Annotated in this window: 21 protein-coding genes; 12 read left to right on the top strand and 9 right to left on the bottom strand. The window is 53.7% G+C overall.

Features of this window, described 5'->3' with window-relative positions; all coding sequences use genetic code 11:
- Positions 1-372: 372 nt before the first annotated feature.
- The 8 genes from prmA to msrP all read right to left on the bottom strand — a co-directional run bounded on the left by prmA (position 373) and on the right by msrP (position 7,155).
- Positions 373-1,257, bottom strand: coding sequence for a 50S ribosomal protein L11 methyltransferase (gene prmA, locus RAC65_RS17560; protein ID WP_033740074.1), 885 nt, complete (start codon positions 1,255-1,257; stop codon positions 373-375).
- A gap of 15 nt (positions 1,258-1,272) precedes the next feature.
- Positions 1,273-2,718, bottom strand: coding sequence for a sodium/pantothenate symporter (gene panF / locus RAC65_RS17555; protein WP_033740073.1), 1,446 nt, complete (start codon positions 2,716-2,718; stop codon positions 1,273-1,275).
- Complete coding sequence (locus RAC65_RS17550) at positions 2,708-2,950, bottom strand: YhdT family protein (protein WP_033740072.1); 243 nt, start codon at positions 2,948-2,950, stop codon at positions 2,708-2,710. Before RAC65_RS17550 ends, panF begins: the two co-directional genes overlap by 11 nt.
- Before the next feature lie 72 nt (positions 2,951-3,022).
- Complete coding sequence (gene accC, locus RAC65_RS17545; protein WP_039341728.1) at positions 3,023-4,372, bottom strand: acetyl-CoA carboxylase biotin carboxylase subunit; 1,350 nt, start codon at positions 4,370-4,372, stop codon at positions 3,023-3,025.
- Between the two features lie 11 nt (positions 4,373-4,383).
- Entirely contained in the window at positions 4,384-4,848 is a 465-nt protein-coding gene (gene accB / locus RAC65_RS17540; RefSeq protein WP_033740068.1) for an acetyl-CoA carboxylase biotin carboxyl carrier protein, read from the bottom strand.
- 25 nt (positions 4,849-4,873) lie between these two features.
- Complete coding sequence (gene aroQ / locus RAC65_RS17535) at positions 4,874-5,326, bottom strand: type II 3-dehydroquinate dehydratase (protein ID WP_033740114.1); 453 nt, start codon at positions 5,324-5,326, stop codon at positions 4,874-4,876.
- A gap of 221 nt (positions 5,327-5,547) precedes the next feature.
- Positions 5,548-6,150: a protein-methionine-sulfoxide reductase heme-binding subunit MsrQ gene (gene msrQ / locus RAC65_RS17530; protein WP_006120980.1), complete on the bottom strand. Its 603-nt coding sequence runs from the start codon at positions 6,148-6,150 to the stop codon at positions 5,548-5,550.
- Entirely contained in the window at positions 6,151-7,155 is a 1,005-nt protein-coding gene (gene msrP / locus RAC65_RS17525) for a protein-methionine-sulfoxide reductase catalytic subunit MsrP (RefSeq protein WP_006120979.1), read from the bottom strand.
- Positions 7,156-7,437: 282 nt separating this feature from the next.
- On the opposite strand from msrP, the gene csrD reads away from it, so the two are divergent.
- From csrD to tldD, 8 genes are all read left to right on the top strand, one after another.
- Complete coding sequence (gene csrD / locus RAC65_RS17520; RefSeq protein ID WP_110268752.1) at positions 7,438-9,387, top strand: RNase E specificity factor CsrD; 1,950 nt, start codon at positions 7,438-7,440, stop codon at positions 9,385-9,387.
- 309 nt (positions 9,388-9,696) lie between these two features.
- On the top strand, positions 9,697-10,740 hold the full coding sequence (gene mreB / locus RAC65_RS17515; RefSeq protein WP_003855260.1) for a rod shape-determining protein MreB: 1,044 nt from the start codon (positions 9,697-9,699) through the stop codon (positions 10,738-10,740).
- Positions 10,741-10,887: 147 nt separating this feature from the next.
- Positions 10,888-11,910: a rod shape-determining protein MreC gene (gene mreC, locus RAC65_RS17510; RefSeq protein WP_006120977.1), complete on the top strand. Its 1,023-nt coding sequence runs from the start codon at positions 10,888-10,890 to the stop codon at positions 11,908-11,910.
- Entirely contained in the window at positions 11,907-12,395 is a 489-nt protein-coding gene (gene mreD, locus RAC65_RS17505) for a rod shape-determining protein MreD (RefSeq protein WP_006120976.1), read from the top strand. The genes mreC and mreD overlap by 4 nt, the downstream gene beginning before the upstream one ends.
- An 8-nt stretch (positions 12,396-12,403) precedes the next feature.
- Positions 12,404-12,985: a nucleoside triphosphate pyrophosphatase gene (locus RAC65_RS17500; RefSeq protein WP_058702694.1), complete on the top strand. Its 582-nt coding sequence runs from the start codon at positions 12,404-12,406 to the stop codon at positions 12,983-12,985.
- Between the two features lies 1 nt (position 12,986).
- Complete coding sequence (rng, locus tag RAC65_RS17495) at positions 12,987-14,456, top strand: ribonuclease G (protein ID WP_033740062.1); 1,470 nt, start codon at positions 12,987-12,989, stop codon at positions 14,454-14,456.
- A gap of 142 nt (positions 14,457-14,598) precedes the next feature.
- Positions 14,599-18,417 carry an AsmA2 domain-containing protein YhdP gene (gene yhdP / locus RAC65_RS17490; RefSeq protein ID WP_375096952.1) on the top strand — a complete coding sequence of 1,273 codons (3,819 nt, stop codon included), beginning with the start codon at positions 14,599-14,601 and terminating at the stop codon, positions 18,415-18,417.
- A gap of 65 nt (positions 18,418-18,482) precedes the next feature.
- A complete protein-coding gene (tldD, locus tag RAC65_RS17485; RefSeq protein WP_006120972.1) occupies positions 18,483-19,928 on the top strand; it encodes a metalloprotease TldD in 1,446 nt (481 codons plus the stop codon).
- Positions 19,929-20,108: 180 nt separating this feature from the next.
- On the opposite strand, the gene aaeR is transcribed toward tldD, so the two are convergent.
- A complete protein-coding gene (gene aaeR / locus RAC65_RS17480) occupies positions 20,109-21,026 on the bottom strand; it encodes an HTH-type transcriptional activator AaeR (protein WP_006120971.1) in 918 nt (305 codons plus the stop codon).
- Between the two features lie 229 nt (positions 21,027-21,255).
- Here aaeR and aaeX point away from each other — a divergent pair, with 229 nt between their 5' ends.
- The 4 genes from aaeX to RAC65_RS17460 all read left to right on the top strand — a co-directional run bounded on the left by aaeX (position 21,256) and on the right by RAC65_RS17460 (position 25,929).
- Positions 21,256-21,459 carry a p-hydroxybenzoic acid efflux pump operon protein AaeX gene (aaeX, locus tag RAC65_RS17475; RefSeq protein WP_006120970.1) on the top strand — a complete coding sequence of 68 codons (204 nt, stop codon included), beginning with the start codon at positions 21,256-21,258 and terminating at the stop codon, positions 21,457-21,459.
- 7 nt (positions 21,460-21,466) lie between these two features.
- Complete coding sequence (gene aaeA / locus RAC65_RS17470; protein ID WP_033740058.1) at positions 21,467-22,399, top strand: p-hydroxybenzoic acid efflux pump subunit AaeA; 933 nt, start codon at positions 21,467-21,469, stop codon at positions 22,397-22,399.
- A gap of 9 nt (positions 22,400-22,408) precedes the next feature.
- Positions 22,409-24,361 carry a p-hydroxybenzoic acid efflux pump subunit AaeB gene (gene aaeB / locus RAC65_RS17465; RefSeq protein WP_039341742.1) on the top strand — a complete coding sequence of 651 codons (1,953 nt, stop codon included), beginning with the start codon at positions 22,409-22,411 and terminating at the stop codon, positions 24,359-24,361.
- A 113-nt stretch (positions 24,362-24,474) separates the two neighbouring features.
- Complete coding sequence (locus RAC65_RS17460) at positions 24,475-25,929, top strand: NAD-dependent succinate-semialdehyde dehydrogenase (RefSeq protein WP_039341745.1); 1,455 nt, start codon at positions 24,475-24,477, stop codon at positions 25,927-25,929.
- Positions 25,930-25,952 lie beyond the last annotated feature (23 nt).

The following is a 25,952-nucleotide window of genomic DNA, read 5'->3' as shown; positions in this document are numbered from 1 at the left end:
AGGCGGCGTATATTACGCATTTTTTTCTTAAGATGAAAGGCCAAACTTTGAACAATTCGCAAGAAAACTGCTTTTAGTCTGCTCTGACGAGGGTGTTATGGATAAATGACATTAAAAATCATGGCGTTATCCAGTTATGTTTATTTTGTGAACAAAGGTTTTTCCGACGAAGATTCGGCATTCGCCAGATAAAAAACGTCACATACCGTGATTAACGACACAACACGCCGTACAGACGGTTGACAAAAGCATAGCGATTGAGCGTGAAAGGCAGCGACGACCAGGCAGGTTCGCTTTCATCTGTATGAGGAGAAGGTATACAGCCCTGCGACGTTCGCAGGGCTGAGTCTGACGCTCGCATCGTTTACGACGCTAAGCGTTTTTTACACCCGTAATCCGGCACCATTCTTCCTTAACGGCGACAGGGTCCAGCGCAAAGTGCATGGCATAAGCTTCACAGACACTCTCGGCCTGGCTTTCCAGCACGCCTGATAATCCCAGATGCCCGCCTGGTTTAGGCAGCACGCGGATAAGCGGCGCTAACTCACGCAGCGGTCCGGCAAGAATGTTTGCCACCACCACATCAGCCTGCAGGTTTTCCGGTTGCTGATGCGGCAGATAAAGAGACAGACGGTCCGCCACCCCATTGCGCTCGGCATTGTCGCGGCTGGCCTGAATCGCCTGAGGATCGATATCAATCCCAATGGCCTGCGCTGCACCCAGCTTTAAGGCGGCGATCGCCAGGATCCCAGAGCCGCAGCCAAAATCGATCACCGTTTTACCGTTCAGATCCAGACCGTCGAGCCACGTCAGACAGAGCGATGTGGTGGGATGTGTGCCGGTTCCGAAAGCCAGCCCGGGATCCAGCATGACATTGACGGCATTCGGATCGGGCACATCGCGCCAGCTCGGGCAGATCCACAAGCGTTCGCCAAAGCGCATAGGATGGAAATTCTCCATCCACTCGCGTTCCCAGTCTTTGTCTTCGATCTGCTCGATCTTGTGGCGAAAATTCTCTCCCAGCAGTGGATGCTGTGAAAGTTCGGCAATGACGCCTTCCATGTCGCTTTCGGCATCGAACAACCCGATAACATCGGTATCGCCCCATAAACGGGTTTCCCCGGGCAGAGGTTCGTAAACGGGCGTGTCATGGGTATCCTGAAAGGTTACTGACACGGCACCGGTTTCCATCAGTGCATCGCTCAGCGCCTCTGCGTTGGCGCCAGAACTGTTAATTTTGATTTGAATCCACGGCATAACATCTCTCTTAATTCAGTGTTGTGGTGCGTTAACCACGGCGGGTAAACGCCCAAACAGATTGCCGACCAGGAACGCCAGCAGACTTAACAATAAGGAAGGCACGATGGGATGAAATCCCCACAGTTGCAGGCCCAGGGTTGCCAGAATGGCATAACAGCCTCCGCCCACCACCATCCCGCTGAGCGCGCCTGCGGCATTGGCGCGTTCCCAATATAACCCCAGAACCAGCGGCCACAGGAATACTGCCTCCAGCCCACCAAACGCCAGCAGGTTAAGCCAGATAATCATGTCGGGCGGATGCCAGGCCACGAACAGCAAAACGACACCCAGGGCAAATGTCACCGTGCCCGATAACATCCGCAGTCGTGGCTCATTGTCCAGTTGCTGAGGTGCGAGGCGTAAATACAGATCTTTTACCAGCGTAGCGGAAGCCTGCAACAGCTGCGCATTGATGGTCGACATGATCGCCGCCATCGGCGCCGCTAAAAACAGCCCAGCGGCCAGCGGCGGCAGGACGGTAATCATCAGCGTCGGGATAACCCGATCCGGCACGGTCAGATCGGGCAATATGGCGCGGCCCAGCGCGCCTGCCAGATGCATTCCCAGCATCAGTACCACGACCACGATGGTGCCGAGAACAATCGCCCGGTGAACGGCTTTACTGTCCTTGTAGGAAATACAGCGGACAGCGGTATGGGGCAGACCGATAACGCCAAAACAGACCAGAACAATAAACGAGCTCAGGAACGTCGGCGTAATGATATCGCCCGGCCCCTCAGGAGACAGCAGTTTGGGATCAATCGCATGCAGTTTTTCTACAGCAGTATGGATCCCTCCGGCATGGTGAATAATCGCAAACAGCAGCAAAAAGGTGCCAATCAGCATTACAATGCCCTGCATGGCATCGTTAAGCACGCTGGCCCGGAAGCCGCCAAATGCCGTATAAAGCGCGATAGTCCCACCGAAGATCAGTAATCCCGTGTCGTAGGGGATACCGGCTGCGGTTTCCAGCAGGCGTGCGCCACCGATAAACTGCACGGCCATCGCGCCCACAAAGGCAACGAGTAAACTCAGGCTGGCCAGGACCACCAATAGTGTGCTGCCATAGCGCGCATAGAGCATATCGTTAAGCGTGACCGCATTATGCTTACGCGCCAGAATGGCAAATTTCTTCCCCAGTACACCCAGTGAAAGCCAGACAGCAGGAACCTGAACCATGGCCAGCAGCACCCAGCCCAGACCATATTTATACGCTGCGCCTGGGCCACCGATAAAGGAGCTGGCGCTGATATAGGTGGTGGTGATGGTCATAGCCAGCACAAATCCGCCCATCGAACGGCTACCCAGAAAATACTCGGTCAGGAAATTTCCTTTGCGCTGTTTACGCATCGCAAAGACGGACAGACCGGCAATAACGACCAGATAAGCCAACAGTGGCAGGATGATTTCAGTGTTCATCTTCCTCCTCAAGAGACATCTCACGGAAGCGTGTACGGACCATTAGCCAGCACAGAAAAATGAACAGCAGAGGCGCAAAAATGCAGGAGAGCTCAAACCAGCGTGGCAAACCGGTTATGCCAACCGCATCGCCGCCCGACCAGGCGGAAATGCCCCAGACAGCCAGCCAGGCCAGCGTGAGACAGAGCGACCAGCGAGCCTCTTTGTGAGCCTGTAAAAAACGCGCGTCCATGATGTGACCTTAACGCCAGCGGGAAAAGAAAAAGGCCGGAATATCCGGCCTCAGACTAACTCAGCATTGCGATTACTTCTCGTGCAGGCCGAGTTTTTTCTCCAGATAGTGGATATTGGTACCACCGTGCTGGAAGTTTTCATCGGACATGATTTTCATCTGCAGTTCGATGTTGGTTTTGATGCCGTCGATAATCAGCTCCGCCAGCGCGTTTTTCATACGGGCAATGGCGATATCACGGGTTTCACCGTAGGTGATGAGCTTTCCGATCATGGAATCATAATACGGCGGCACGCTGTAACCCGCATAAATATGGGATTCCCAACGCACACCAAAACCACCCGGTGCATGGAAACGGGTAATCTTACCAGGGCTTGGCAGGAAGGTGACCGGATCCTCGGCGTTGATACGGCATTCAACCGCATGACCGCGAATAATCACATCTTCTTGCTTGATTGACAGCGGCTGGCCAGCAGCAATACGCAGCTGCTCTTTAATCAGGTCGACGCCGGTGATCATTTCGGTGACCGGATGTTCAACCTGAATACGGGTGTTCATTTCAATGAAATAGAACTCGCCATTCTCGTACAGGAACTCAAACGTCCCTGCGCCGCGATAGCCGATATCGATACAGGCTTTAGTACAACGCTCACCGATGAATGAACGCAGCTCTGGCGTAATGCCCGGTGCTGGCGCTTCTTCCACGACTTTCTGGTGGCGGCGCTGCATAGAACAGTCACGCTCGCCCAGATAGATGGCGTTGCCCTGGCCATCAGCCAGAACCTGGATTTCGATGTGGCGTGGATTTTCCAGATACTTCTCCATGTACACCATGTCGTTGTTGAAAGCCGCTTTGGCTTCCGCTTTCGTCATGTTGATGGATTGTTCCAGATCTTTGTCACTGCGCACAACGCGCATACCACGACCGCCGCCGCCGCCGGAGGCTTTAATAATGACCGGATAGCCGATGCGCTTGGCGAAGGCACGGTTTTTTTCCATGTCATCGGTCAGTGAGCCATCGGAGCCAGGTACGGTCGGCACGCCAGCTTTCTTCATCGCCGTGATGGCCGACACTTTATCGCCCATCAGGCGGATGGTGTCAGCTTTTGGACCCACAAAGATAAAGCCAGAGCGCTCAACCTGCTCAGCAAAATCCGCGTTCTCAGACAGGAAGCCGTAGCCAGGGTGAATCGCCACCGCGCCGGTGATTTCTGCAGCAGAGATCAACGCCGGGATGTTGAGATAACTTTTGACCGACTGTGCCGGGCCGATGCAAACCGTTTCGTCTGCCAGCAGCACGTGTTTCAGGTCACGGTCCGCGCTTGAGTGAACAGCGACAGTCTTAATGCCCAGTTCTTTACAGGCACGCAGAATGCGCAGTGCAATCTCACCGCGGTTAGCAATAACAATTTTATCCAGCATGGTTCGCCCCGTTATTCGATGACAACAAGTGGCTCGTCAAATTCTACCGGTTGACCACTTTCGACCAGAATGGCTTTAACAACGCCAGATTTGTCGGCTTCGATCTGGTTCATCATTTTCATGGCTTCAACGATGCACAGCGTGTCACCGGCATTGACTTTCTGGCCCACTTCCACAAACGCTTTCGCATCCGGGCTTGGTGTGCGGTAGAAGGTACCGACCATCGGTGAACGTACGATGTGACCACTGATTTCTGCTGGTGCAGCTTCTGCGACAGCGGCAACAGGTGCCACGGCGCTCGCCAGCGCCGGTTGCTGAGCAACAGGCGCAGCATAAGCCTGCTGCATCATCGGATAACCAGTGTTTGCAGGTGCACGACTGATACGAACAGACTCTTCACCTTCGGAAATCTCCAGCTCAGAAATGCCAGATTCTTCAACCAGTTCGATAAGTTTTTTAATTTTACGAATATCCATGAATGGGGTTCCGTACTCAGTTTGATTAATTAGTATGAGACAGGCGCTTTACTGCCGTTTGTAATGCCCACGAGTAGCCATCGGCGCCAAGCCCACAAATAACGCCCGCAGAGACATCAGAAAAATAGGAATGTTGGCGGAAGGGCTCGCGGCTGTGCACATTTGACAAATGAACTTCGATAAAGGGAATGTCCACTGCTAACAGCGCATCACGAAGTGCGACGCTGGTGTGCGTAAACGCGGCAGGATTGATGATGATATAATCCACGTTGCCTTTTGCCTCATGAATGCGATCAATGAGCTGATATTCAGCATTGGACTGCAAATGGCTTAACGCTACATTCAACTGGTCTGCCTGCTGCACCAGACGAGAAACGATCTGATCCAGCGTGACGTCCCCGTATTTTTCAGGCTCGCGCGTTCCCAACAGATTAAGGTTGGGACCGTTCAAAAGCAGAATATGTAATTTATCGGCCATCTTGCTGCCATCTCCCGCAATCATTGAGGCATCGCGTAAAATACCTTGCCGCTTTCCATTTGTCACCCGTCACGGTGAAAAAGAAGCGTCAAATCGCAATAAAGCCGGCCATTATATCCGTTTCGTGGCATTTCGCAGCAAAATACTGGTCTTATCTGCGAAGTTGATCGGATGCGGTCAGGAGACCGCATTTTTGCAGACGATAGCGGGGAAAAGAGCGGTTAACGCGGCCACCACTTAATGAACTTTTTGTAGCGCCAGGCTAACAGGACCAGAGCTAAAAGCGCATAAATAATGGGTTGCGGCGAAAGGATTTTGACTGACCAGAGATAATGGACAGGTGCCAGGATCGCGACCAGATAGATCAGGTTATGCAATGTTTGCCACCGTTTGCCGAGTTTACGCTGCATGCGCTGGAAAGACGTGACGGCCAGCGCCAACAAGATAAACCAGGAGAGGATCCCCAGCGTCAGATAGGGCCGGGAAATCAGCTCACTGCCCAGCAGGCCGATGTTATTTATTCCCAGCTCCAACAGGTAGTAGCTGGTCAAATGCAAACTGGCCCAGAAAAATGTCCAGATCCCCAGCAGGCGTCGGGTCCGAATGAGCAGGGGTTGTTTTATCAGGCGCGTTAAGGGCGACACCAGCAACGTAGCCAGCAGCAGTTTCAATGCCATTCGGCCGGTAAAATGCTGGATATCCTTTGCCGGGTCGGCGCTCAGTCCACCGTGCATCGCGGCCATGATCAAATAAACCAACGGCAGGAACGCAGCCAGATGCAACAGGACTTTAAGCCAGCCGATCTGCTTTATTGTCAGGCGCACTCAATAATTCTCCCGCAAATCCATGCCGCGATAGAGCGAGGCAACCTGATCGGCATAACCGTTGAAGAGTAACGTAGGCTGACGATCCACATTAAAGCTACTGCCCGGCCCAATAAAACGTTCGGTCGCCTGTGACCAGCGTGGATGGTTCACATGGGGATTCACGTTGGCATAGAAACCATACTCATTGTCGGCAATCTGATTCCATGTCGTTGGCGGTTGATCGTGAGTGAGCGTAATTTTCACAATGGACTTGATGCCCTTAAAGCCATATTTCCACGGAACCGTCAGGCGAATCGGCGCACCATTCTGCGGCGGCAGCGCTTTACCGTATACGCCCGTTGTCAGAATCGTAAGCGGATGCATCGCTTCATCCAGACGCAAACCTTCTACATAAGGGTAATTGAGCCCGCCGCCAATAAACCGGTCTTTTTGCCCTGGCATCTGATCGGGCGCGTACAGCGTCTGGAAGGCGACGAAGCGGGCTTTGCTGGTGGGTTCTGCCAGCTTCAGCAGTTTATTTAGTTCAAATCCGATCCAGGGAACGACCATCGACCAGGCTTCAACACAGCGCATGCGATAGATTCGTTGCTCCATCGCGAAGCGCTTAAAAATATCATCCATGTCCAGCGTCACGGGCTTAGCCACTTCGCCCTCAATCGTCAGTTTCCAGGGATCGGTTTTTAGGGTACCGGCGTTCGCCGCAGGATCGGCTTTATCCAGACCGAATTCGTAGAAATTGTTGTATCCGGAAACTTTATCGGCGGGCGTTAAGGGCAGGTTAGCCTGGTACTGGGCGGGTTTGGTAAAGTCAAGCGGACGGCCTGCGGGGGCAGCAGGGCGGTCGTTGCCTTTGAACCAGCTCAGGATATCAGCATTCGCCATGCCGGGAAGGCCCATGGCCGCGGCACCCAGCCCCAGCGTCTGAAGCACCCGACGACGGTTCATATTAAAGATGCTTTCTGGCGTTACATCTGCTTCGGTCAGGCTTTTAGTCGGCTTCATCGTTTTTCTCCAGGCGCGATAGTCTCAACCAGCATGATGACTATTACTTATGCTGGCGAATTTCGCTGCAAAAATGTGAAATTTCCTGGCTTCGCTCTCAAATGGGAATCCACTGAAAAATGTAGAATCAGGCGCTGTGAGATCTTCTCAGCGGTATACTTCGCCTTCACGCACAACGCCACTGTTGCCAGACGACATTTGTGTTATTTTGCTCAAATTTCTTCCGGCTGCCGTGCAGCGCCAGCGTGATCCGGCGACAACCGAAGTGAAACAGGCACAGGGATGCGATTAACGACCAAACTTTCTGCATTTATTACACTCATTAGCGTACTGGCAATGGTTTTAATGCTGGTGGGTTGTGCTTTTAGTGTTTTCTGGCTCACGCATCAGCGCGTCGAAAGTCGCGTACAGGTGCTGGCGACCGAAGTTGATAACGTCTTGCTGAGCCAACCTCCCGATGCGCTCAAGGCCTGGCTGGCCCCGATGTTGCCTGTTATTAACGCGGAGCAACTTTCTCTCTATAACGGTCGCCAACCTGTTTTTACGCTGTCCCGTCATGAAAATCAGATGCTTGAGCACGAAAAAAACCGCTATATCCATTTTGACATTGCGCTAATGCACCAACCGGGAATGCGGCTCCAGTTGACGATTCTCGATCCTGCACAAACCTGGCTACGCTCGATTCCTGCGACTTATACCCTTGTCGCCCTCGTGCTGGTTGTACTGATTATGGCGGTGATGCTGTCCATCATCCATCGCTGGCTGGTGCGTCAATGGCGCGGGATGGAACACCTGGAAAGTCGTTCGGCATCGATTCTTGCTGGCGAGCGTACCTTCTTCCGCCAAAAGCAGCGTGATGAGTGGCCGCCCAAAGCCAGTCGGGCGATCGATCAGCTTCTGTCAGATTTACAGGAAGCCGGCGAGCAGCGCGTTCGCATTGATACGTTAATTCGTACCTTTGCTGCGCAGGATGGCCGAACCGGGCTGAATAACCGGCTTTTCTTCGATAATCAGTTGGCCACCTTACTGGAGGACCAGGAGGATGTCGGGACACACGGCGTGGTCATGATGATCCGCTTTCCTGAGCTCGACACGCACGATCACTCGCTTGGACCGGTGCTGGTTGAAGAGTACCTGTTTAACGTCGTCAATATGCTGTCCACTTTTGTCATGCGTTATCCCGGCGCGCTTCTTGCACGTTATTTTCGCAGTGATTTTGCGGTATTGCTGCCGCACCGCAGCCTGAAAGAGGCCAACAGCATCGCTGACCAGTTAATTAATGCCGTTGATGCGTTACCCCCTATGCGCATGGTGAACCGTGACGACTTTATTCACATTGGTATCAGCGCCTGGCACAGTGGCCAGACGGTGCCGCAGGTAATGGAAAATGTGGAGATGGCGACGCGACGGGCAACGCTGTCCGGTGGCAATAACTGGTCAAACGGCGCGGGCAATCCGCAGGATGCCGGGCGCGGCAGTGTTCGCTGGCGCACTTTGCTGGAAAATACACTCAGTCGCGGTGGGCCGCGGCTCTATCAGAAACCTGCCGTGGACCGTGAGGGCAAGGTTCGTCATCGTGTCATACTCAGCCGCATCTTTGATGGTGATAAAGAAGTGCTGTCGGCTGAATACATGCCACTGGTGCAGCAGCTTGGCATGGTAGAGAGCTGGGACAGGCAGATGGTGTTGCGCATTGCCGCTTTGTCAGAGCTGTGGCCTGAAGAAACACTGGTTATCCCGGTCAGTATCGACTCTCTGTTAAAGCGCCCCTTTGTCGTCTGGTTGCAGCGAATGTTGCTGGCCTGCCCAAAAAGCCAGCGAAAACGATTTTTATTTGAACTTGCGGAAGGGGATGTTTGTCAACACATCAGCCGTTTGATTCCGGTGTTGCATTCGCTCCAGGCATTTGGCTGCCGGATTGCCATCAGTCAGGCAGGACTGACGGTAGTCAGTAGCGCCTATATCAGGCAACTGCCGGTGGCGTTAATCAAGCTGGATGCCGGCCTGGTGCGCAACATTGAGCGCCGTACTGAAAATCAGCTGTTTGTGCGGAGCCTGCTGGACGTCTGCAAGCCGACCGGTACCCGGCTTTATGCGGCAGGCGTTCGCACAAAAGCGGAGTGGCAAACTCTGGTCGAATTAGGCGTTGAAGGCGGGCAGGGCGACCTGTTTTCACCTTCTCAGCCGGTCAACAGTAATGTGAAAAAGTACTCGCAACGTTACCAGATTTAATCGTTTGCCTGAATTCGCCGGTTTTACGCCAGCTTTTAGTGAATACAGGACAACAAACAGGCAGAATAGAGCGCCTGAAATGTTAGATTTTATGTCGGAGTAAAGTTAAGAAAATTCTTTAACAAGCTGCTCTGATAGCGTGATATCGCTGTTCCGCTCGTGTGCGAAACAGCTGTAAATGATTTAATGCGAATGTCGCCTAATTTTTCACCGAAGCAGAACGTTTTTGCGCCTTGTGGCAGCTTCGTGTGGTTGGTAAAGTAAGCGGATTTTATTTTCCGCCTCCAGCTTGCAGGATTATCCCTTAGTATGTTTAAAAAATTTCGTGGCATGTTTTCCAATGACTTGTCCATTGACCTGGGTACCGCGAACACCCTGATTTATGTAAAAGGACAAGGCATCGTGCTGAACGAGCCTTCCGTAGTGGCTATTCGCCAGGATCGTGCCGGCTCACCTAAAAGTGTAGCGGCCGTTGGTCATGACGCCAAACAGATGCTAGGCCGTACACCGGGCAATATTGCAGCTATTCGTCCTATGAAAGATGGCGTTATCGCCGACTTCTTCGTGACCGAGAAAATGCTGCAGCACTTCATTAAGCAGGTTCACAGCAACAGCTTTATGCGCCCAAGTCCGCGCGTGCTGGTATGTGTGCCTGTCGGTGCCACGCAGGTTGAGCGCCGCGCAATCCGCGAATCTGCCCAGGGGGCGGGTGCACGTGAAGTGTTCCTGATTGAAGAACCTATGGCGGCCGCCATTGGCGCTGGCTTACCGGTTTCTGAAGCGACCGGGTCAATGGTAGTCGATATTGGTGGCGGTACCACTGAAGTTGCCGTCATTTCTTTGAACGGCGTGGTTTACTCTTCTTCCGTGCGTATCGGTGGTGACCGCTTCGATGAAGCCATCATTAATTATGTGCGCCGTAATTACGGTTCACTGATTGGTGAAGCCACAGCGGAACGTATCAAGCATGAGATCGGTTCTGCTTACCCGGGTGACGAAGTGCGTGAGATCGAAGTGCGTGGTCGTAACCTGGCAGAAGGTGTGCCACGCGGCTTTACCCTTAACTCAAATGAAATCCTTGAAGCCCTGCAAGAGCCGCTCACCGGAATTGTGAGTGCAGTGATGGTCGCGCTGGAACAGTGTCCGCCAGAACTCGCCTCTGACATTTCCGAGCGTGGCATGGTCCTGACGGGCGGTGGTGCGCTGCTGAGAAATCTGGATCGTCTGCTGATGGAAGAAACAGGCATTCCTGTTGTCGTCGCGGAAGATCCGCTGACCTGCGTTGCGCGCGGCGGCGGTAAAGCCCTGGAAATGATCGACATGCATGGCGGCGATTTATTCAGCGAAGAATAATGGCCTCAACCGGCTGAGACCGTCGTAACAGTGCGCAGGGAGTAGCGTGTAAACCGGCGCTGCGTGCATCGGTATGATGTGTCCAGCCCAGGAAAGTGCGGTACGTCCGTACTTTCTTACCTTGTAGTCGAGGAACACGCAGATTATATGAAGCCGATTTTTAGCAGAGGCCCTTCTCTGCAATTGCGTCTCTTTCTGGCGGTGATTGTGGCGATTGCCATCATCATCGCAGATAGTCGCGTGAGTTCATTTACGCAAATACGCAACTATCTGGACACATCGGTCAGTCCGTTTTACTTCCTGGCCAACGGCCCGCGTCAACTTCTGGATGGCGTGTCAGATACGCTGGCTTCACGCCAGCAGCTTGAGCTGGAAAATAAAGCGTTACGTCGGGAGCTGTTTCTGAAAAACAGCGACCTGCTCATGCTGGGGCAATACAAGCAGGAGAATGCACGCCTGCGCGAATTGCTGGGTTCACCTCTGCGTCAGGACGAGCATAAGATGGTGACCCAGGTGATCTCCACCGGTACCGATCCCTATACCGATCAGGTCGTGATTGATAAAGGCAGCGCCAATGGCGTGTATGAAGGTCAGCCGGTCATCAGTGATAAAGGGGTTGTGGGCCAGGTCATCGCTGTCGGTCAGTTTACCAGTCGCGTTCTGCTCATTTGTGATGCATCACATGCGCTGCCTATACAGGTACTGCGTAATGATATTCGTGTCATTGCGGCGGGCAATGGCTGTACGGAAGATTTACAACTGGAACATCTGCCAGGCAATACCGATATTCGCGTGGGCGATGTGTTAGTCACCTCAGGCTTAGGTGGCCGCTTCCCTGAAGGCTATCCTGTCGGTGTCGTGTCCTCGGTAAAAGTGGATACGCAACGCGCTTATACCGTGATTCAGGCACATCCTACTGCGGGTCTGCAACGTCTGCGCTATCTGCTGCTGCTTTGGGGAGCCGATCATAATGGTGATATGCCTATGGCGCCTGATGAAGTGCATCGGGTCGCGAACGAGCGCCTGATGCAAATGATGCCGCAGGTGCTGCCGCCTGCCGGCGAAATGGGGCCGCCTGCGCCCACCACACAGACTACCACACCCGCTTCGGGCAGCAGCGAAAGTCGTTCGCAGGATGCCGCTTCCCGCTCACGCGGAGGCCAGAATTGAGTCGATATCGCAGCCAGGGACGATGGGTGATCTGGCTGTCCTTTCTGATGGCGTTTATTCTGCAAATCATGCCATGGCCGGAACAGATCTATATGTTCCGGCCATCGTGGCTATTGTTGATTCTGGTGTATTGGGTGCTGGCGCTGCCGCATCGCGTGAATGTGGGCAGCGGTTTTCTGCTGGGGGCGATTATGGATTTAATCGCTGGTTCGACGTTGGGCGTTCGCGCACTGGCACTCAGCATTATTGCCTATCTGGTTGCGTTTAAATTCCAGTTATTCCGTAACTTAGCATTGTGGCAGCAGGCGTTAATGGTTATGGTGCTGTCATTAGCAATGGATGTGATCGTCTTCTGGGCAGAGTTTCTGGTGATCAACGTCTCATTCCGCCCTGAAATTTTCTGGAGCAGTGTTGTCGACGGGATTCTCTGGCCGTGGCTATTCTTATTGATGAGAAAGATCCGCCGTCAGTTCGCTGTTCAATAAGGAAATTTATGGTAACCCTGTATCTGGCCTCCGCGTCTCCCCGCCGACGTGAACTGCTGAGCCAGCTTGGCATCACCTTCGAGCGTCTTGTCACTGATGTTGAAGAGCAACGTCAGCCCGGTGAAACGGCGGAGGGCTATGTTCGACGCCTGGCGCATGACAAAGCTAAAGCCGGCGTCACGCTTGCCCGGCAAGACTTACCGGTGCTGGGTGCCGACACCATCGTGGTGCTCAATGGCGAGGTGCTGGAAAAGCCCCACGATGCCGACCATGCCAGCGCAATGCTCAGTAAACTCTCGGGAAAAACGCATCAGGTCATGACGGCTATCGCGCTGGCCGATCGTCAGCAGGTGCTGGACTGTCTGGTGGTCACCGAGGTGACGTTTCGTAACTTAACCGCACACGACATCAATGAGTACATCGCCACAGGTGAACCTATGGATAAAGCAGGCGCTTACGGTATTCAGGGAAAGGGCGGAAACTTTGTTCGTAAAATCAATGGAAGTTATCACGCAGTCGTCGGATTACCGTTGGTTGAGACCGCGGAACTGATCGACCAGTTCCAGTCACTGCGTGCCGTAAGGGGTTAACATGACGGCAGAACTACTGGTTAACGTTACGCCTGCTGAAACGCGCGTCGCCTACATTGATGGCGGTATCCTGCAGGAAATTCACATTGAGCGCGAAGCCCGGCGGGGCATCGTCGGTAATATTTACAAAGGGCGCGTCAGCCGGGTTTTGCCTGGCATGCAGGCGGCATTTGTGGATATCGGGCTTGATAAAGCGGCCTTCCTGCATGCGTCCGACATCATGCCGCATACAGAATGCGTTGCGGGCGATGAAAAGAAAAATTTCGTGGTACGTGATATCGCGGAGCTGGTGCGTCAGGGACAGGATCTCGTGGTGCAGGTGGTGAAAGATCCCCTTGGCACTAAAGGCGCGCGGCTGACCACAGATATCACGTTGCCCTCGCGCTACCTGGTGTTTATGCCCGGCGCTTCACACGTTGGCGTTTCACAACGCATTGCCAGTGAAAAAGAGCGTGAACGGCTTAAAGCCGTCGTGGCCGACTACTGTGACGACCTGGGCGGTTTCATCATCCGCACCGCCGCGGAAGGCATTGGCGAAGAAGAGCTGGCGCAGGATGCTGCGTTTCTGAAACGGCTCTGGACCAAAGTCAGCGAGCGGAAAAAGCGCAATCAAACCCGTTGTTTACTCTATGGTGAGCTGGCGCTGGCGCAGCGTATTCTGCGCGATTTTGCGGGCGCAGCGCTGGATCGCATTCGTGTCGATTCGCGCCTGACCTGCGATCTCCTTAAGGAATTCACCAGCGAATACATCCCGGAGATGTCCAGCAAGCTCGAGCTTTACAATGGCAAACAGCCCATCTTTGATCTGTTTGATGTTGAGAACGAGATTCAGCGTTCACTGGAACGTAAAGTTGAACTGAAATCTGGCGGATACCTCATCATCGACCAAACTGAAGCGATGACGACAATCGACATCAACACCGGTGCCTTTGTCGGACACCGAAACCTTGATGAAACTATTTTTAACACCAATGTGGAAGCGACACAGGCGATCGCCCGCCAACTGAGGCTACGTAACCTTGGCGGCATCATCATTATCGACTTCATTGATATGAGTAATGAAGATCATCGCCGTCGCGTGCTGCATTCGCTGGAAACCGCGCTCAGTAAAGACAGAGTGAAGACGGGCATCAGCGGGTTTTCCGCCTTAGGGCTGGTGGAAATGACGCGCAAGCGTACGCGCGAAAGTATCGAACACGTGCTGTGTGAGGATTGCCCGGTGTGTAAAGGGCGCGGCACACTGAAGACCGTCGAAACGGTGTGCTACGAAATTATGCGTGAAATTGTTCGTGTTCATCATGCTTATGATTCTGACCGTTTCCTGGTCTACGTGTCGCCGACGGTGGGCGAAGCATTGAAAACGGATGAGTCCCATGCGCTGGCGGAAGTAGAGCTGTTTGTCGGCAAGCAGGTAAAGGTGCATGTTGAAGCGCTCTATACTCAGGAACAGTTCGATGTGGTCATGATGTAGTGCTGGCCGGTCAGGCTCACGATGTCTGGCCGCACATTTTAGGGTAAAATGTGGCCCCATACCGCTTATGTCATAAGACGCCGGGTATGAGCAGCAACCATCCGTCGTTAACGGTAGACAAGGAGAGGTGTGAGTTAGGCAGTTGCCAAGAGTGATGTTACTGCTGCTCGCGACAGTCATTGTGATTGTGGCGCTGCTGGTCAGTGCGCTGCGTCTGGCGATGCCGCACCTCGATAACTATCGTAGTCAGGTCTTAGAGTTTGTTTCTGACGTTAGCGGTGCCAATGTTAACGCCAGCCAGCTGAAGGGCAAGTGGGAAAATTTTGGGCCCACGCTGCAAATCCGTGACCTGAGCGTGGACATGAAACAAACGGGAACGCTCTCGATCGCGCGTATAACCGTTGCGCTGGACGTCTGGCAGTCATTGCTCCACTGGCGCTGGCAGTTCCGCGATCTGACATTCTGGCAGTTGCACTTTAACAGCACTCAGCCTCTCCTGACCAGTGACAACGAGAAGCACAGCTTCAGGCTCACCCAGATCAACGATCTGTTTTTACGCCAGTTCGATCACTTCGATCTGCGCGACAGCACGATTGGCTTTATCACGCCATCCGGTCAGCATGCTGAACTGGCTATCCCTAAACTCACCTGGCTGAACGAACATACGCGACATCGCGCAGAAGGTGAGGTCAGCCTGTCGAGTTTTACCGGACAGCACGGTGTTGTGCAGGTCCGTCTCGACCTGAACGATAACGAAGGCTTACTCAACGACGGTCGCATCTGGATGCAGGCTGATGACGTGGATATGCGCCCCTGGCTGGGCCGCTGGGTGCGGGATAACACCCGTCTGGACAGCGCCCGGTTTAGCCTGGCCGCCTGGGTCACTCTGCGTGATGGTGATATCTACGCTGGCGACCTGCTGTTAAGTCAAGGCGGCGCAAGCTGGCAGGGCGAGAGTGGCCCCCATACTCTCAACGTTGATGGTCTGACGGCGCACCTTTCGCGTTATAAAAATGGCTGGGTGGTAACGGTGCCGCAAACCAAACTCAGCACAGACGGCAATGCGTGGCCTGCTGGTCATTTTTCGCTGTTCTGGCAACCGCAGGACGAGCAGATGCTGGGCAGCAACAGCGAGGCCGAAGTCCGCGTTCGTGCGACGCAGTTAGCATTAGATCGCATCGCGCCGCTGGTGCCGCTTTTTGCGCCTCTCTCACCTGCGCTGTTTGATAACTGGCGTGCATTGCGGCCGCGGGGCACGATTGATGGGCTTGCGTTAGATATTCCCTTAGCACAACCCGAGCAGACCCGCTTTCAGGTAAAGTGGCGCGATTTTAGCTGGCAGTACTGGAAGCTGGTTCCCGGCATCAGCCATCTTAATGGTGAGGCGACAGGCAGCCTCAATGATGGGCAAGCCGCAATTGCAATGGGGCAGGCTACGGTGCCTTATGGTGATATGTTCCAGGCACCGCTGGAGATCAAACAGATCACCGGCAACCTTAACTGGACGCAGGATAAGCAGGGTCTGACGCTGGCGGGTCACGACCTTGACATTCAGGCCCGTTCCCTTTGGGCGCACGGCGATTTCCGCTATCAGCAAAACAGTGATGCGCAACCGCAACTGAATATTCTGGCCGGCATTAACGTCACGAACGCTGGTGATGCGTGGCGCTATTTTCCGACACCGATAATGGGCCACTCGCTGACGCACTATTTAAGCGGTGCGATTAAAGGCGGCAAGGTCAGTAATGCCACGCTGCTGTTTAACGGTAATCCAGCGCTTTTTCCCTTCCAGCACAACGACGGGATGTTCCAGGTTTGGGTGCCGTTACGCCAGGCAACCTATGCGTTCCAGCCGGGCTGGCCCGATCTCAGCAATCTTGATATCGATCTTAACTTCCTGAATGACGGCCTGTGGATGAATGCGCCACTGGCGAAACTGGGTGAAGTCGATGCCCGCAATGTCAGCGCCGTCATCCCGGATTACCTGAAGGAAAAGCTGATTATTAATGGCGATATCAGCGGTGACGGGCAGCAAATCGGTGAGTACTTCCAGCACACGCCGCTCAAATCGTCGCTGGGAGCGGCACTGGAACAGCTCCAGGTCAAAGGCCTGACCAAAGGTCATCTCAAGCTGGATATTCCATTGAATGGCAAAGATGTTCACGCCAGCGGGGATGTGCAGATGAATAACAACAGCCTGCATATCAAACCCCTGAATACCACAATGACCCATTTGACGGGGCAGTTCCGCTATAACAACGGCAATCTTGAAAGCGATACGCTGCAGGCCAACTGGTTTGGACAGCCGATCGATGTCAGCTTCACGACGCAGGAGAATCCTGACGATTTTGGCGTGAACGTCAAATTACAGGCGGACTGGCAACTGGCAAAAATCACTGACATACCCCGACAGATTAGCAGCCAACTGGCCGGTCATCTTCCGTGGCAAGGTGAGGTAAACGTCACCTTGCCTCACAAGGGCGGTGCACATTATGCCGTGCAACTCAAAGGAGACGGTAAGGAAGTAAGTAGTCGCTTACCTCCGCCACTCGACAAAAAGGCTGGCGAGAGCCTGCCGGTTACCGTTAATGCAAACGGCGACTTAACGCATTTCGATCTGAGCGGCAGCGTTGACGAGCGGCACCGGTTTAACAGCCGCTGGCTGCTGGAGCCCACGCTGCGCGTTGAGCGAGGCATCTGGCTTAACGACACCAAAACCACACCGGCGCTGCCGGATCGTTCAGGCATGGTGCTGAATTTGCCTGCGCTCGATGGCGAAGCCTGGGCGGCACTCCTGATGGCGGGCGAAGGCGGAGCGGCCAGCCCGTCGGGTGAGCATAAGGTGGGCGGGGCAACGTTGCCAGGCAATATTATCTTACGTAGCCCCGCTGTCAGTCTGGCAGGGCAAGAGTGGCATGACGTGGATACCACCGTCACCCAGGAAATGGGCGGTAAAACCCAGGTGAAGGTTAATGCCAAAGAGTTACGTGGCCAGCTTACGACCTCGCCGTTAGCAGCGTGGCAGGTTGCTCTGGATTATCTTTATTACAATCCCGACTGGCAGGGCGCTGACGGAAAAAATACCGCGGCTTCGCCACTGGGGCAAAAAAGCGACCAGATTGACTTTAGCAAGTGGCCTGCGGTGCAGTTTCAGTGTGCAGAATGCTGGCTGATGGGACAAAAATACGGGCGCGTTTCCGCCGGGCTGCAACCTAAAGGAAGTACGTTAGCACTTACTAATGGTTTAGTGGATACAGGCAGTTCGCGCCTGAATATTCAGGGCGAATGGGTTAACCGACCCAACGACCAGCGTACCTCGCTGAAAGGCACCTTGCAGGGCAGCAACATCAATAACGCAACCAACTGGTTCGGCGTAAATACGCCATTACGCGATGCACCTTTCAAAATTAACTATGACCTGCACTGGCGCGCTGCACCCTGGCAGCCATCAGCGGAAACGCTGAGCGGCACACTGAAAACACACTTTGGTAAAGGTCAGATAACGGATGTGGATACCGGTGCGGCGGGGCAGATTTTGCGCCTGCTCAGTTTTGATGCACTGCTACGTAAACTGCGTTTCGACTTCAGTGATACTTTTAAACAGGGTTTCTATTTCGATTCAATCAATGGTACCGCCTGGATTGAAGATGGCGTCATCCGTACTGATAACCTGTCAGTCGATGGGCTGGAGGCGGATATCGCCATGCAGGGCAATATGGATCTTGTGAAGCGACGGATTGATATGGAAGCCATAGTTACCCCGGAAATTTCCGCCTCCGTTGGTGTCGCCACCGCGTTCGCGATTAACCCGGTCGTCGGGGCCGCGGTATTCGCGGCCAGTAAGGTTCTGGGGCCGCTCTGGAGTAAAATTTCTGTGCTGCGCTATCACATCAGCGGCCCGCTCGATAAGCCCAAAATTGACGAGGTTATGCGTAAGCCACGCGAAACCTATAAAAAGTGATATTTGACGGCGTAACATAATTGCCTCAGGCTATGAATATCCGAGCACATATTGAGTGAGAAACGATGACTCTGAATCTGGTAAGTGAGCAGTTGCTAACTGCTAACAACATTAATCAGCAGGACCTTTTTTCCCTGTTAGGGCAGCTTTCAGAACGTCGTCTGGACTATGCCGATCTTTATTTTCAGTCCAGCTTCCATGAATCCTGGGTTCTGGAAGATAAAATCATTAAAGATGGTTCCTACCATATCGATCAGGGCGTGGGTGTCCGCGCCGTCAGCGGCGAAAAAACCGGCTTCGCCTATGCCGATCAGATCACAATGAATGCCCTGCGTCTGTCATCAGAAGCGGCCCGCAGCATCGTACGCGAGCAGGGGAATGGCAAGGCGCACACGCTGTCAGCCGTCGTCAACCGTGCGCTCTATGCGCCTGTCGATCCGCTTGGCAGCCTCAGCCGTGAAGATAAAATCGCCCTGTTACATCGTGTTGACCAGGTTGCGCGGGCTGCTGACCCACGGGTTCAGGAAGTAAATGCCAGCCTGACCGGCGTGTATGAGCAGGTCCTGGTGGCGGCAACCGATGGTACTCTGGCCGCCGATGTGCGCCCACTGGTGCGTCTGTCCATCAGCGTTCAGGTGGAAGATCAGGGCAAACGCGAACGGGGTACCAGCGGTGGCGGTGCGCGTACTGGCTACGCGTTTTTCCTCGCTGATGAAAATGGCGATGTCCGCGCTGATGCCTGGGCACGCGAAGCGGTACGCATGGCACTGGTCAATCTTTCCGCAGTGGCTGCGCCTGCAGGCGCTTTGCCGGTGGTGCTGGGGGCGGGCTGGCCAGGCGTGCTGCTGCATGAAGCGGTAGGTCATGGTCTGGAAGGCGACTTCAATCGCCGTGGAACCTCCGTTTTTAGCGGTAAGATGGGCCAACTGGTGGCGTCTGATCTTTGTACGGTGGTTGATGATGGCACGATCGAGGGATTACGCGGTTCACTGGCCATTGACGATGAAGGCGTACCCGGACAGTACAACGTACTGATTGAAAATGGCGTATTGAAAGGCTACATGCAGGACAAGCTGAATGCCCGGCTGATGGGCGTGAATCCTACCGGAAACGGGCGTCGCGAATCTTATGCGCACCTGCCAATGCCTCGTATGACCAACACCTACATGCTGGCGGGTAAATCGACGCCGCAGGACATTATTGAAAGTGTGGAATACGGGTTGTATGCGCCTAATTTTGGTGGCGGCCAGGTCGATATTACGTCGGGTAAATTTGTGTTCTCCACGTCCGAAGCCTATCTGATTGAGAAAGGCAAAGTCACCAAACCGGTAAAAGGGGCGACATTGATCGGCTCCGGTATTGAGGCAATGCAGCAAATCTCTATGGTTGGCAACGATCTGGCGCTCGATAAAGGCGTTGGCGTGTGCGGTAAAGAAGGCCAGAGTCTGCCGGTTGGCGTGGGCCAGCCTACGCTCAAGCTGGACAAGCTGACTATCGGCGGCACCGCCTGATTAGCCTGACAAACCCGCCTGCTGGCGGGTTTTTTTAGTGCGCTACTATTACATCCTGAAGGCGCCACATTCAGTAAACGCTGGCGCGATTTTCCTGTCTCTGCCGTAAATGATGCCTGTTTAAAGTCCTGCTCCGCACCTTTGTGATGCCCTGTTCTGCACCTTGCTAAAGGCGACGCGCTATGTCTTGCGGTGCTGCTTGTACTGCTCGGCAACCTGTTCAAAGTAGTGCGTCAGGTAGTCGATACAGACCTGAACTTTCAGCGGCAGCTTGTCTTTTTCGGTGTATAACGCATAAACCGGACGCGGGTCGGATTGATAGTGTGGGAATAAAATATCGATCTCTCCGCTCTTGATCTCATCTGCCACCCACATCATCGGGACATAGGCGATGCCGTTGCCTGCCTTAAGCCAGCGAATTAACGTCTGGGAGTCATTGGTGACGAAACGCCCCTGAGGTGACAAACGAGTCACAAGGCCTTCGGGTGCAATCAATTCAAAATTGTTGTCGGGGCGAACGCTGTATTCCAGCCAGGCGAATTTTGTAATGTCCGCCGGTTTTTCGGGTGTTCCATGCTGCGCCAGGTAGGATTTAGCGGCACACACCACCATGGGCATTGCCCCCAGCCTGCGTGAAAACAGACTGGAATCTTTCAATGCGCCCACCCGAATAACCACGTCCAGGCCATCGGCGATTAAATCGGGGGCAGGAATGCCGGTGACAAGATTGACACTCAGGCCGGGATAGTCACGCAACATATCACTGGTCATGCCGGCCAGGACGTTCTGCGCCATCGTGGAGGAACTGCCAATCCGTAACACCCCGACAGGCGTATTATTAAACGCATATAACTGCTCATGTACCTGGCTGGCTTCAGCCAGCATGCGGCGGCAACCCTGATAGTAAATTTTCCCCGCTTCGGTCAGGCCGATGCTGCGTGTGCTGCGATTGAGTAACTTAACCTGAAGGGCATCTTCCAGCCTGGCGATTATCTGGCTGATGGATGACACGCTGAGATGAAGCTGTCGTGCGGCCGCCGTGAAAGAACCTAATTCAACCACTTTGGCAAATATCGACATACCTTTAAGTCGTTCCATTGTTTACTCTGGCTAAAAAGTGATTTAGATCACATTCAGTAGAAAACGTATAGTTAAGCGCGTTACTATAAGCGTACCGGGGTATCACCTGGCGACGCTTCATTACCTGAAAACACCCGATGATACGCTATTATTAAGCCAGCCGTAGTTCAGATGTGGCTTAGGGCGCAGGCTTTTGCGTCGATCAAGGCGGTGGACTATCCCGGCCGTGTCGAACTAAGGATTTTTAATGAGTGTACTTCCGGTCTTTGTCATGTTTGGGCTCTCTTTTCCGCCCATTTTTATCGAACTCATCGTTTCACTTATGCTGTTTTGGCTGGTGAAACGCGTGCTGACGCCCAGTGGTATTTACGATCTTGTCTGGCACCCGGCACTCTTCAATACAGCTCTCTACTGCTGTGTATTTTATTTAGTATCCCGTTTATTCGTTTGAGGTTTACGTGAACACGCTTATAAGAAAAATCGCGCGTTACGCGATCACCATCCTGCTGGTCATCATCGCCGTTATCATCATATTCCGTGCCTGGGTGTTCTACACCGAATCGCCCTGGACGCGTGATGCCAGATTTGCAGCCGACGTGGTGGCCATTTCTCCTGATGTCACTGGGTTAATTACGGATGTGCCGGTTCATGACAACCAGCTCGTTAAAAAAGGCGATACGCTGTTTGTTGTCGATCGTCCCCGCTATCAAAAGGCGCTGGATGAAGCCCAGGCGGACGTAGAATATTACCAGGCGCTGGTGAATGAAAAACGCCGTGAGGCCGGACGTCGTAACCAACTCGGCACCTCTGCGATGTCGCGTGAAGCCATCGAGCAATCCAATAACGATTTGCAAACCACAGAACACCAGCTGGCGAAATCTGTTGCGACCCGCGATCTGGCGAAAATTGATCTGGAACGGACCACGATTAAGGCACCGTCAGACGGCTGGGTGACGAACCTGAATGTTTACCAGGGTGAATTCATTACGCGCGGCTCGGTTGCGGTCGCCCTGGTGCAGCAGCACTCCTTTTATGTGCTGGCCTATCTGGAAGAGACCAAACTGCACGGCGTCAGACCGGGCTTTCGGGCAGAGATCACGCCATTGGGCAGCAACATCACCTTACGTGGCACCGTGGACAGCATTGCGGCAGGCGTAACCAACAGCAGTAGCAGTGTTGACAGCAAGGGGATGGCAACCGTTCAGTCTAATCTTGAATGGGTTCGCCTGGCTCAGCGCGTACCGGTCCGCATCCGACTTGATCAGCAGCCTGGTAATCAGTTCCCTGCCGGCACGACGGCGACCGTGGTGATTACTGGCGCGGAGGATCGTCCGCACCAGGCGGTTTCACCCATGATGTCCTTCTTTAACCGCCTGCGTGAGTTTGGTTAAGAGGGCGATATGATCGAATTTCTGCGTTTCCCGATAAAGCTGACCTTTGCGCTGGTGGCAGCGTTGATGATCGGCTTTCACCTCAACCTTGAAACACCGCGCTGGGCAGTGATGACCGCCGGGATTGTTGCAGGGGGAACGGCGTTTGCGGCAGGAGGCGATCCCTACTCTGGCGCATTACGCTATCGCGGTCTTCTGCGTATTATCGGTACTTTAATTGGCTGTGTTGCCGCTCTGGTTATCATGATTGCCACTGTGCGAGCGCCAGTGGTCATGCTGTTGCTGTGCTGTATCTGGGCCGGTTTTTGCGTATGGCTTTCGTCGCTGATTAAAGTCGAAAATTCCTATGCGCTCGGTCTCGCGGGCTATACCGCATTAATTATCGTGGTCACGGCAAACGCCAGCGGCGGCCTTACGCTGGTTCCGCAATATGCGGTGGAACGCTGTAGCGAAATTATCCTGGGCATCCTTTGCGCCATTCTGGCAGATATGATTTTTTCCCCGCGCTCCATTAAAAAAGTGATTGATGCCGAGGTGACGTCGCTGCTGGTGGCCCATTACCGGTTGCTGCAACTGTGTGTGGCGCATCAGGACAAAGAGGAAGTCGATAAAGCCTGGAGTGCGCTGGTACGACGCACAACGGCGCTGAGCAGTATGCGTAGCCAGTTAATGATGGAGTCGTCACGCTGGCAAAATACCAGCCGCCGTCTGCAGATGCTAAACACGCTATCGCTGACGCTGATTACACAGGCGGCGGAAACGTTTTTGATTCAGAACTCACGTCCTGAGTACATTCCCACGCAGTATCGCGTGCTGACGGAAAAAGAGGCCACGACGCCAGAAGATGTGCATAAACGTCTGAAAACGATGCGGCGACTCATGGCAGCCAGCAGTAAAACCGTGCCGGAAACGTTGGGGAGTTGGATGAGTGCCGCAACGGAATACCAGCTGTTGATTCATGGTGTGAAGAGCAATAGTCGTATTACCGATCTGGAAGCGCGCATTCTCCAGCGAGAAGTCGTGATTCAGGCGCGTTCGGCAGAAACCCACCATGCGATGATAAATGGTATTCGTACGTTTGTGGCGACGGCACTGGGCTCATTATTCTGGCTCTATACCGGCTGGACTTCAGGTAGTGGCTGTATGGTCATGCTTGGCGTGATTACCGCCCTGGCGATGCGCATGCCTAATCCGCTCATGATGGCGAAAGACTTCGTTTATGGCATGACGGTCGCGATACCGCTGGGGGCGCTTTATTTTATGTACATCTTGCCCAATACGCAGCAAAGCGCTCTGCTGCTGTGCATTGCCATCGGTTTACTGGGCTTTATTTCAGGCATTCTCATTCAACGCCGCCAGATTGGTACGCTGGGCGCGATGGCCGGTACGATTAACGTCCTGGTGCTGGATAATCCGATGCAGTTCAACTTTACGGTTTTTATCGATAACGCACTGGGGCAGTGGATCGGGAGTTTTCTTGCCTTAATGGTGATTCTGCTGATCCGTGATAAATCGAAAGCGCGAACAGGACGTAAATTGCTTAACCGCTTTATGTATGCTGCGGTGTCGGCAATGACAACCAATAAGGCGCGCCGGCGTGAAAACCATTTGCCAGCATTGTACCAGCAGCTCTTCTTATTGCTTAACCTGTTTCCCGGCGACATCGACAAATACCGCATCGCCCTGACGTTAATCATTGGACATCAACGATTGCGTGCGGCAGACGTGCCGATTAATGCGGAGCTTTCCGCCTTCCACCGCCAGTTACGGCACACGGCCGATCGTATCATTGCCGTCCGTAGTGATGAGAAGCGCCGTTATTATTTCCAACGCTTGCTGCGCGAGCTGGATGTCTATCAGGAAAAGCTGGCCCTTTATGATGCACCGGACAGTGTTACCGAGCCGGTGAAACGGCTGTCTGAGATGCTTTCAAAGTATCAAAATACGCTCGTCCAAATCTGAATTTGGGCCGTCAGCCATGCTGGCGGCCCTTTCACTTTCCTTCCTTCCCCGACCTGTCATTTTTGCCATCTATACTTTCCTGAAGTAAAAACAAACTGACAGGAGTAACGCAGATGCCTTCTTCACTGCAAGACAGCGAACTGTTCCAGACCGGCTATTTAGTCAACGGGCAGTGGCTGAGGACGACGTCGACTTTTGACGTAACCAATCCTGCAACGGGGGACGTTGTTGCTCAGGTGGCGAAAGCCGGTAAAAAGGAAACCGAAGACGCGATTAAGGCTGCACAAGATGCCTTTCCCGCCTGGCGGGCGCAGACGGCTAAAGCGCGTTCAGCGCTGCTTTACCGCTGGTATACGTTAATCATTGAAAACAAACGCTGGCTTGCTGAGCTCATGACAACGGAGCAGGGCAAACCGCTTAAAGAAGCGGAAGGAGAGGTTGAGTACGCCGCCAGTTTCATCCAGTGGTTTGCCGAGCAGGCCAAACGAGCCAATGGTGAAATCATTCCGCCTGCTAAAGCGGGGTCGCGTATCCTGGCCACGCGGGAACCCGTTGGTGTTGTAGCGGCGATCACCCCGTGGAACTTCCCGATGGCCATGTTGACCCGTAAGTTAGGTCCGGCGTTAGCAGCTGGATGTACAGGGATCATCAAGCCTGCCAACAATACGCCGCTTTCTGCGTTTGCCTTGCTGGCTTTGGCAAAGAAAGCCGGTATCCCGGACGGCGTGCTTAACGGCGTGGCAGGGGATACGCATGCTATCAGCGATGCGATTATGGCGAGCAACGCCGTACGTAAAATCTCATTCACCGGTTCGACGGCGGTGGGCAAAACGTTGATGCGCAATGCGGCCGAGACCATGAAAAAAGTGTCGATGGAGTTGGGGGGCAACGCGCCCTATATCGTGTTTGAGGATGCAGATATTGATGCTGCCGTTCAGGGCGCTATTGCCAATAAATTCCGTAACGCGGGCCAGGTGTGCGTCAGCGTAAACCGTTTTTTTGTTCATAATGCGATCTATGAGCGTTTCACAACGCAACTGGCAGATGAGGTCAATAAACTCAAAGTGGGTAACGGTATGGACAGCGGCGTCATTGTCGGACCGTTAATTGAGCGTTCGGCGTTAGAAAAAGTGGAAGAACATGTTAACGATGCGGTTGCCCAGGGTGGCAAGGTGCTCGCGGGCGGTAAGCGACATGCGCTGGGCGGCAATTTCTGGCAGCCTACGGTCATCGTCGATGCGCATGAAGGCATGAAGCTGGCTCAGGAAGAAACATTTGGCCCGGTTGCGGCGTGCTTCCGGTTTGATGATGAAGACGAGGTTATTCGTCGGGCGAACCAAACCGAATACGGGCTGGCGGCGTATTTTTATACGCAGAATCTGCAACGTGTCTTCCGCGTTTCCTCGGCGCTGGAAAGTGGGATGATAGGCATCAATGAGTGTGCTGTCTCGACAGAGCTGGCTCCCTTCGGCGGTGTGAAAGCGTCGGGACTGGGCCGGGAAGGATCGGTGCTGGGAATGGAAGAGTACCTTGAGGTCAAAGCGCTGCACCTTGGCGGTTTAAGTTAAACGGCTATCTGGGCGGCACCGGG

The sequence above is a fragment of the Pantoea sp. BS_8 genome (assembly GCF_041954965.1).
Classification (GTDB): Bacteria; Pseudomonadota; Gammaproteobacteria; order Enterobacterales; family Enterobacteriaceae; genus Pantoea; species Pantoea stewartii.
This window is presented reverse-complemented; position numbering and strand designations above follow the sequence as displayed.

Coding starts and splice junctions, on each gene's coding strand:
- prmA (WP_033740074.1), bottom strand. CDS start 1,257: ATGCCGTGGATTCAAATCAAAATTAACAGTTCTGGCGCCAACGCAGAG.
- panF (WP_033740073.1), bottom strand. CDS start 2,718: ATGAACACTGAAATCATCCTGCCACTGTTGGCTTATCTGGTCGTTATT.
- RAC65_RS17550 (WP_033740072.1), bottom strand. CDS start 2,950: ATGGACGCGCGTTTTTTACAGGCTCACAAAGAGGCTCGCTGGTCGCTC.
- accC (WP_039341728.1), bottom strand. CDS start 4,372: ATGCTGGATAAAATTGTTATTGCTAACCGCGGTGAGATTGCACTGCGC.
- accB (WP_033740068.1), bottom strand. CDS start 4,848: ATGGATATTCGTAAAATTAAAAAACTTATCGAACTGGTTGAAGAATCT.
- aroQ (WP_033740114.1), bottom strand. CDS start 5,326: ATGGCCGATAAATTACATATTCTGCTTTTGAACGGTCCCAACCTTAAT.
- msrP (WP_006120979.1), bottom strand. CDS start 7,155: ATGAAGCCGACTAAAAGCCTGACCGAAGCAGATGTAACGCCAGAAAGC.
- csrD (WP_110268752.1), top strand. CDS start 7,438: ATGCGATTAACGACCAAACTTTCTGCATTTATTACACTCATTAGCGTA.
- mreB (WP_003855260.1), top strand. CDS start 9,697: ATGTTTAAAAAATTTCGTGGCATGTTTTCCAATGACTTGTCCATTGAC.
- mreC (WP_006120977.1), top strand. CDS start 10,888: ATGAAGCCGATTTTTAGCAGAGGCCCTTCTCTGCAATTGCGTCTCTTT.
- RAC65_RS17500 (WP_058702694.1), top strand. CDS start 12,404: ATGGTAACCCTGTATCTGGCCTCCGCGTCTCCCCGCCGACGTGAACTG.
- rng (WP_033740062.1), top strand. CDS start 12,987: ATGACGGCAGAACTACTGGTTAACGTTACGCCTGCTGAAACGCGCGTC.
- tldD (WP_006120972.1), top strand. CDS start 18,483: ATGACTCTGAATCTGGTAAGTGAGCAGTTGCTAACTGCTAACAACATT.
- aaeR (WP_006120971.1), bottom strand. CDS start 21,026: ATGGAACGACTTAAAGGTATGTCGATATTTGCCAAAGTGGTTGAATTA.
- aaeX (WP_006120970.1), top strand. CDS start 21,256: ATGAGTGTACTTCCGGTCTTTGTCATGTTTGGGCTCTCTTTTCCGCCC.
- aaeB (WP_039341742.1), top strand. CDS start 22,409: ATGATCGAATTTCTGCGTTTCCCGATAAAGCTGACCTTTGCGCTGGTG.
- RAC65_RS17460 (WP_039341745.1), top strand. CDS start 24,475: ATGCCTTCTTCACTGCAAGACAGCGAACTGTTCCAGACCGGCTATTTA.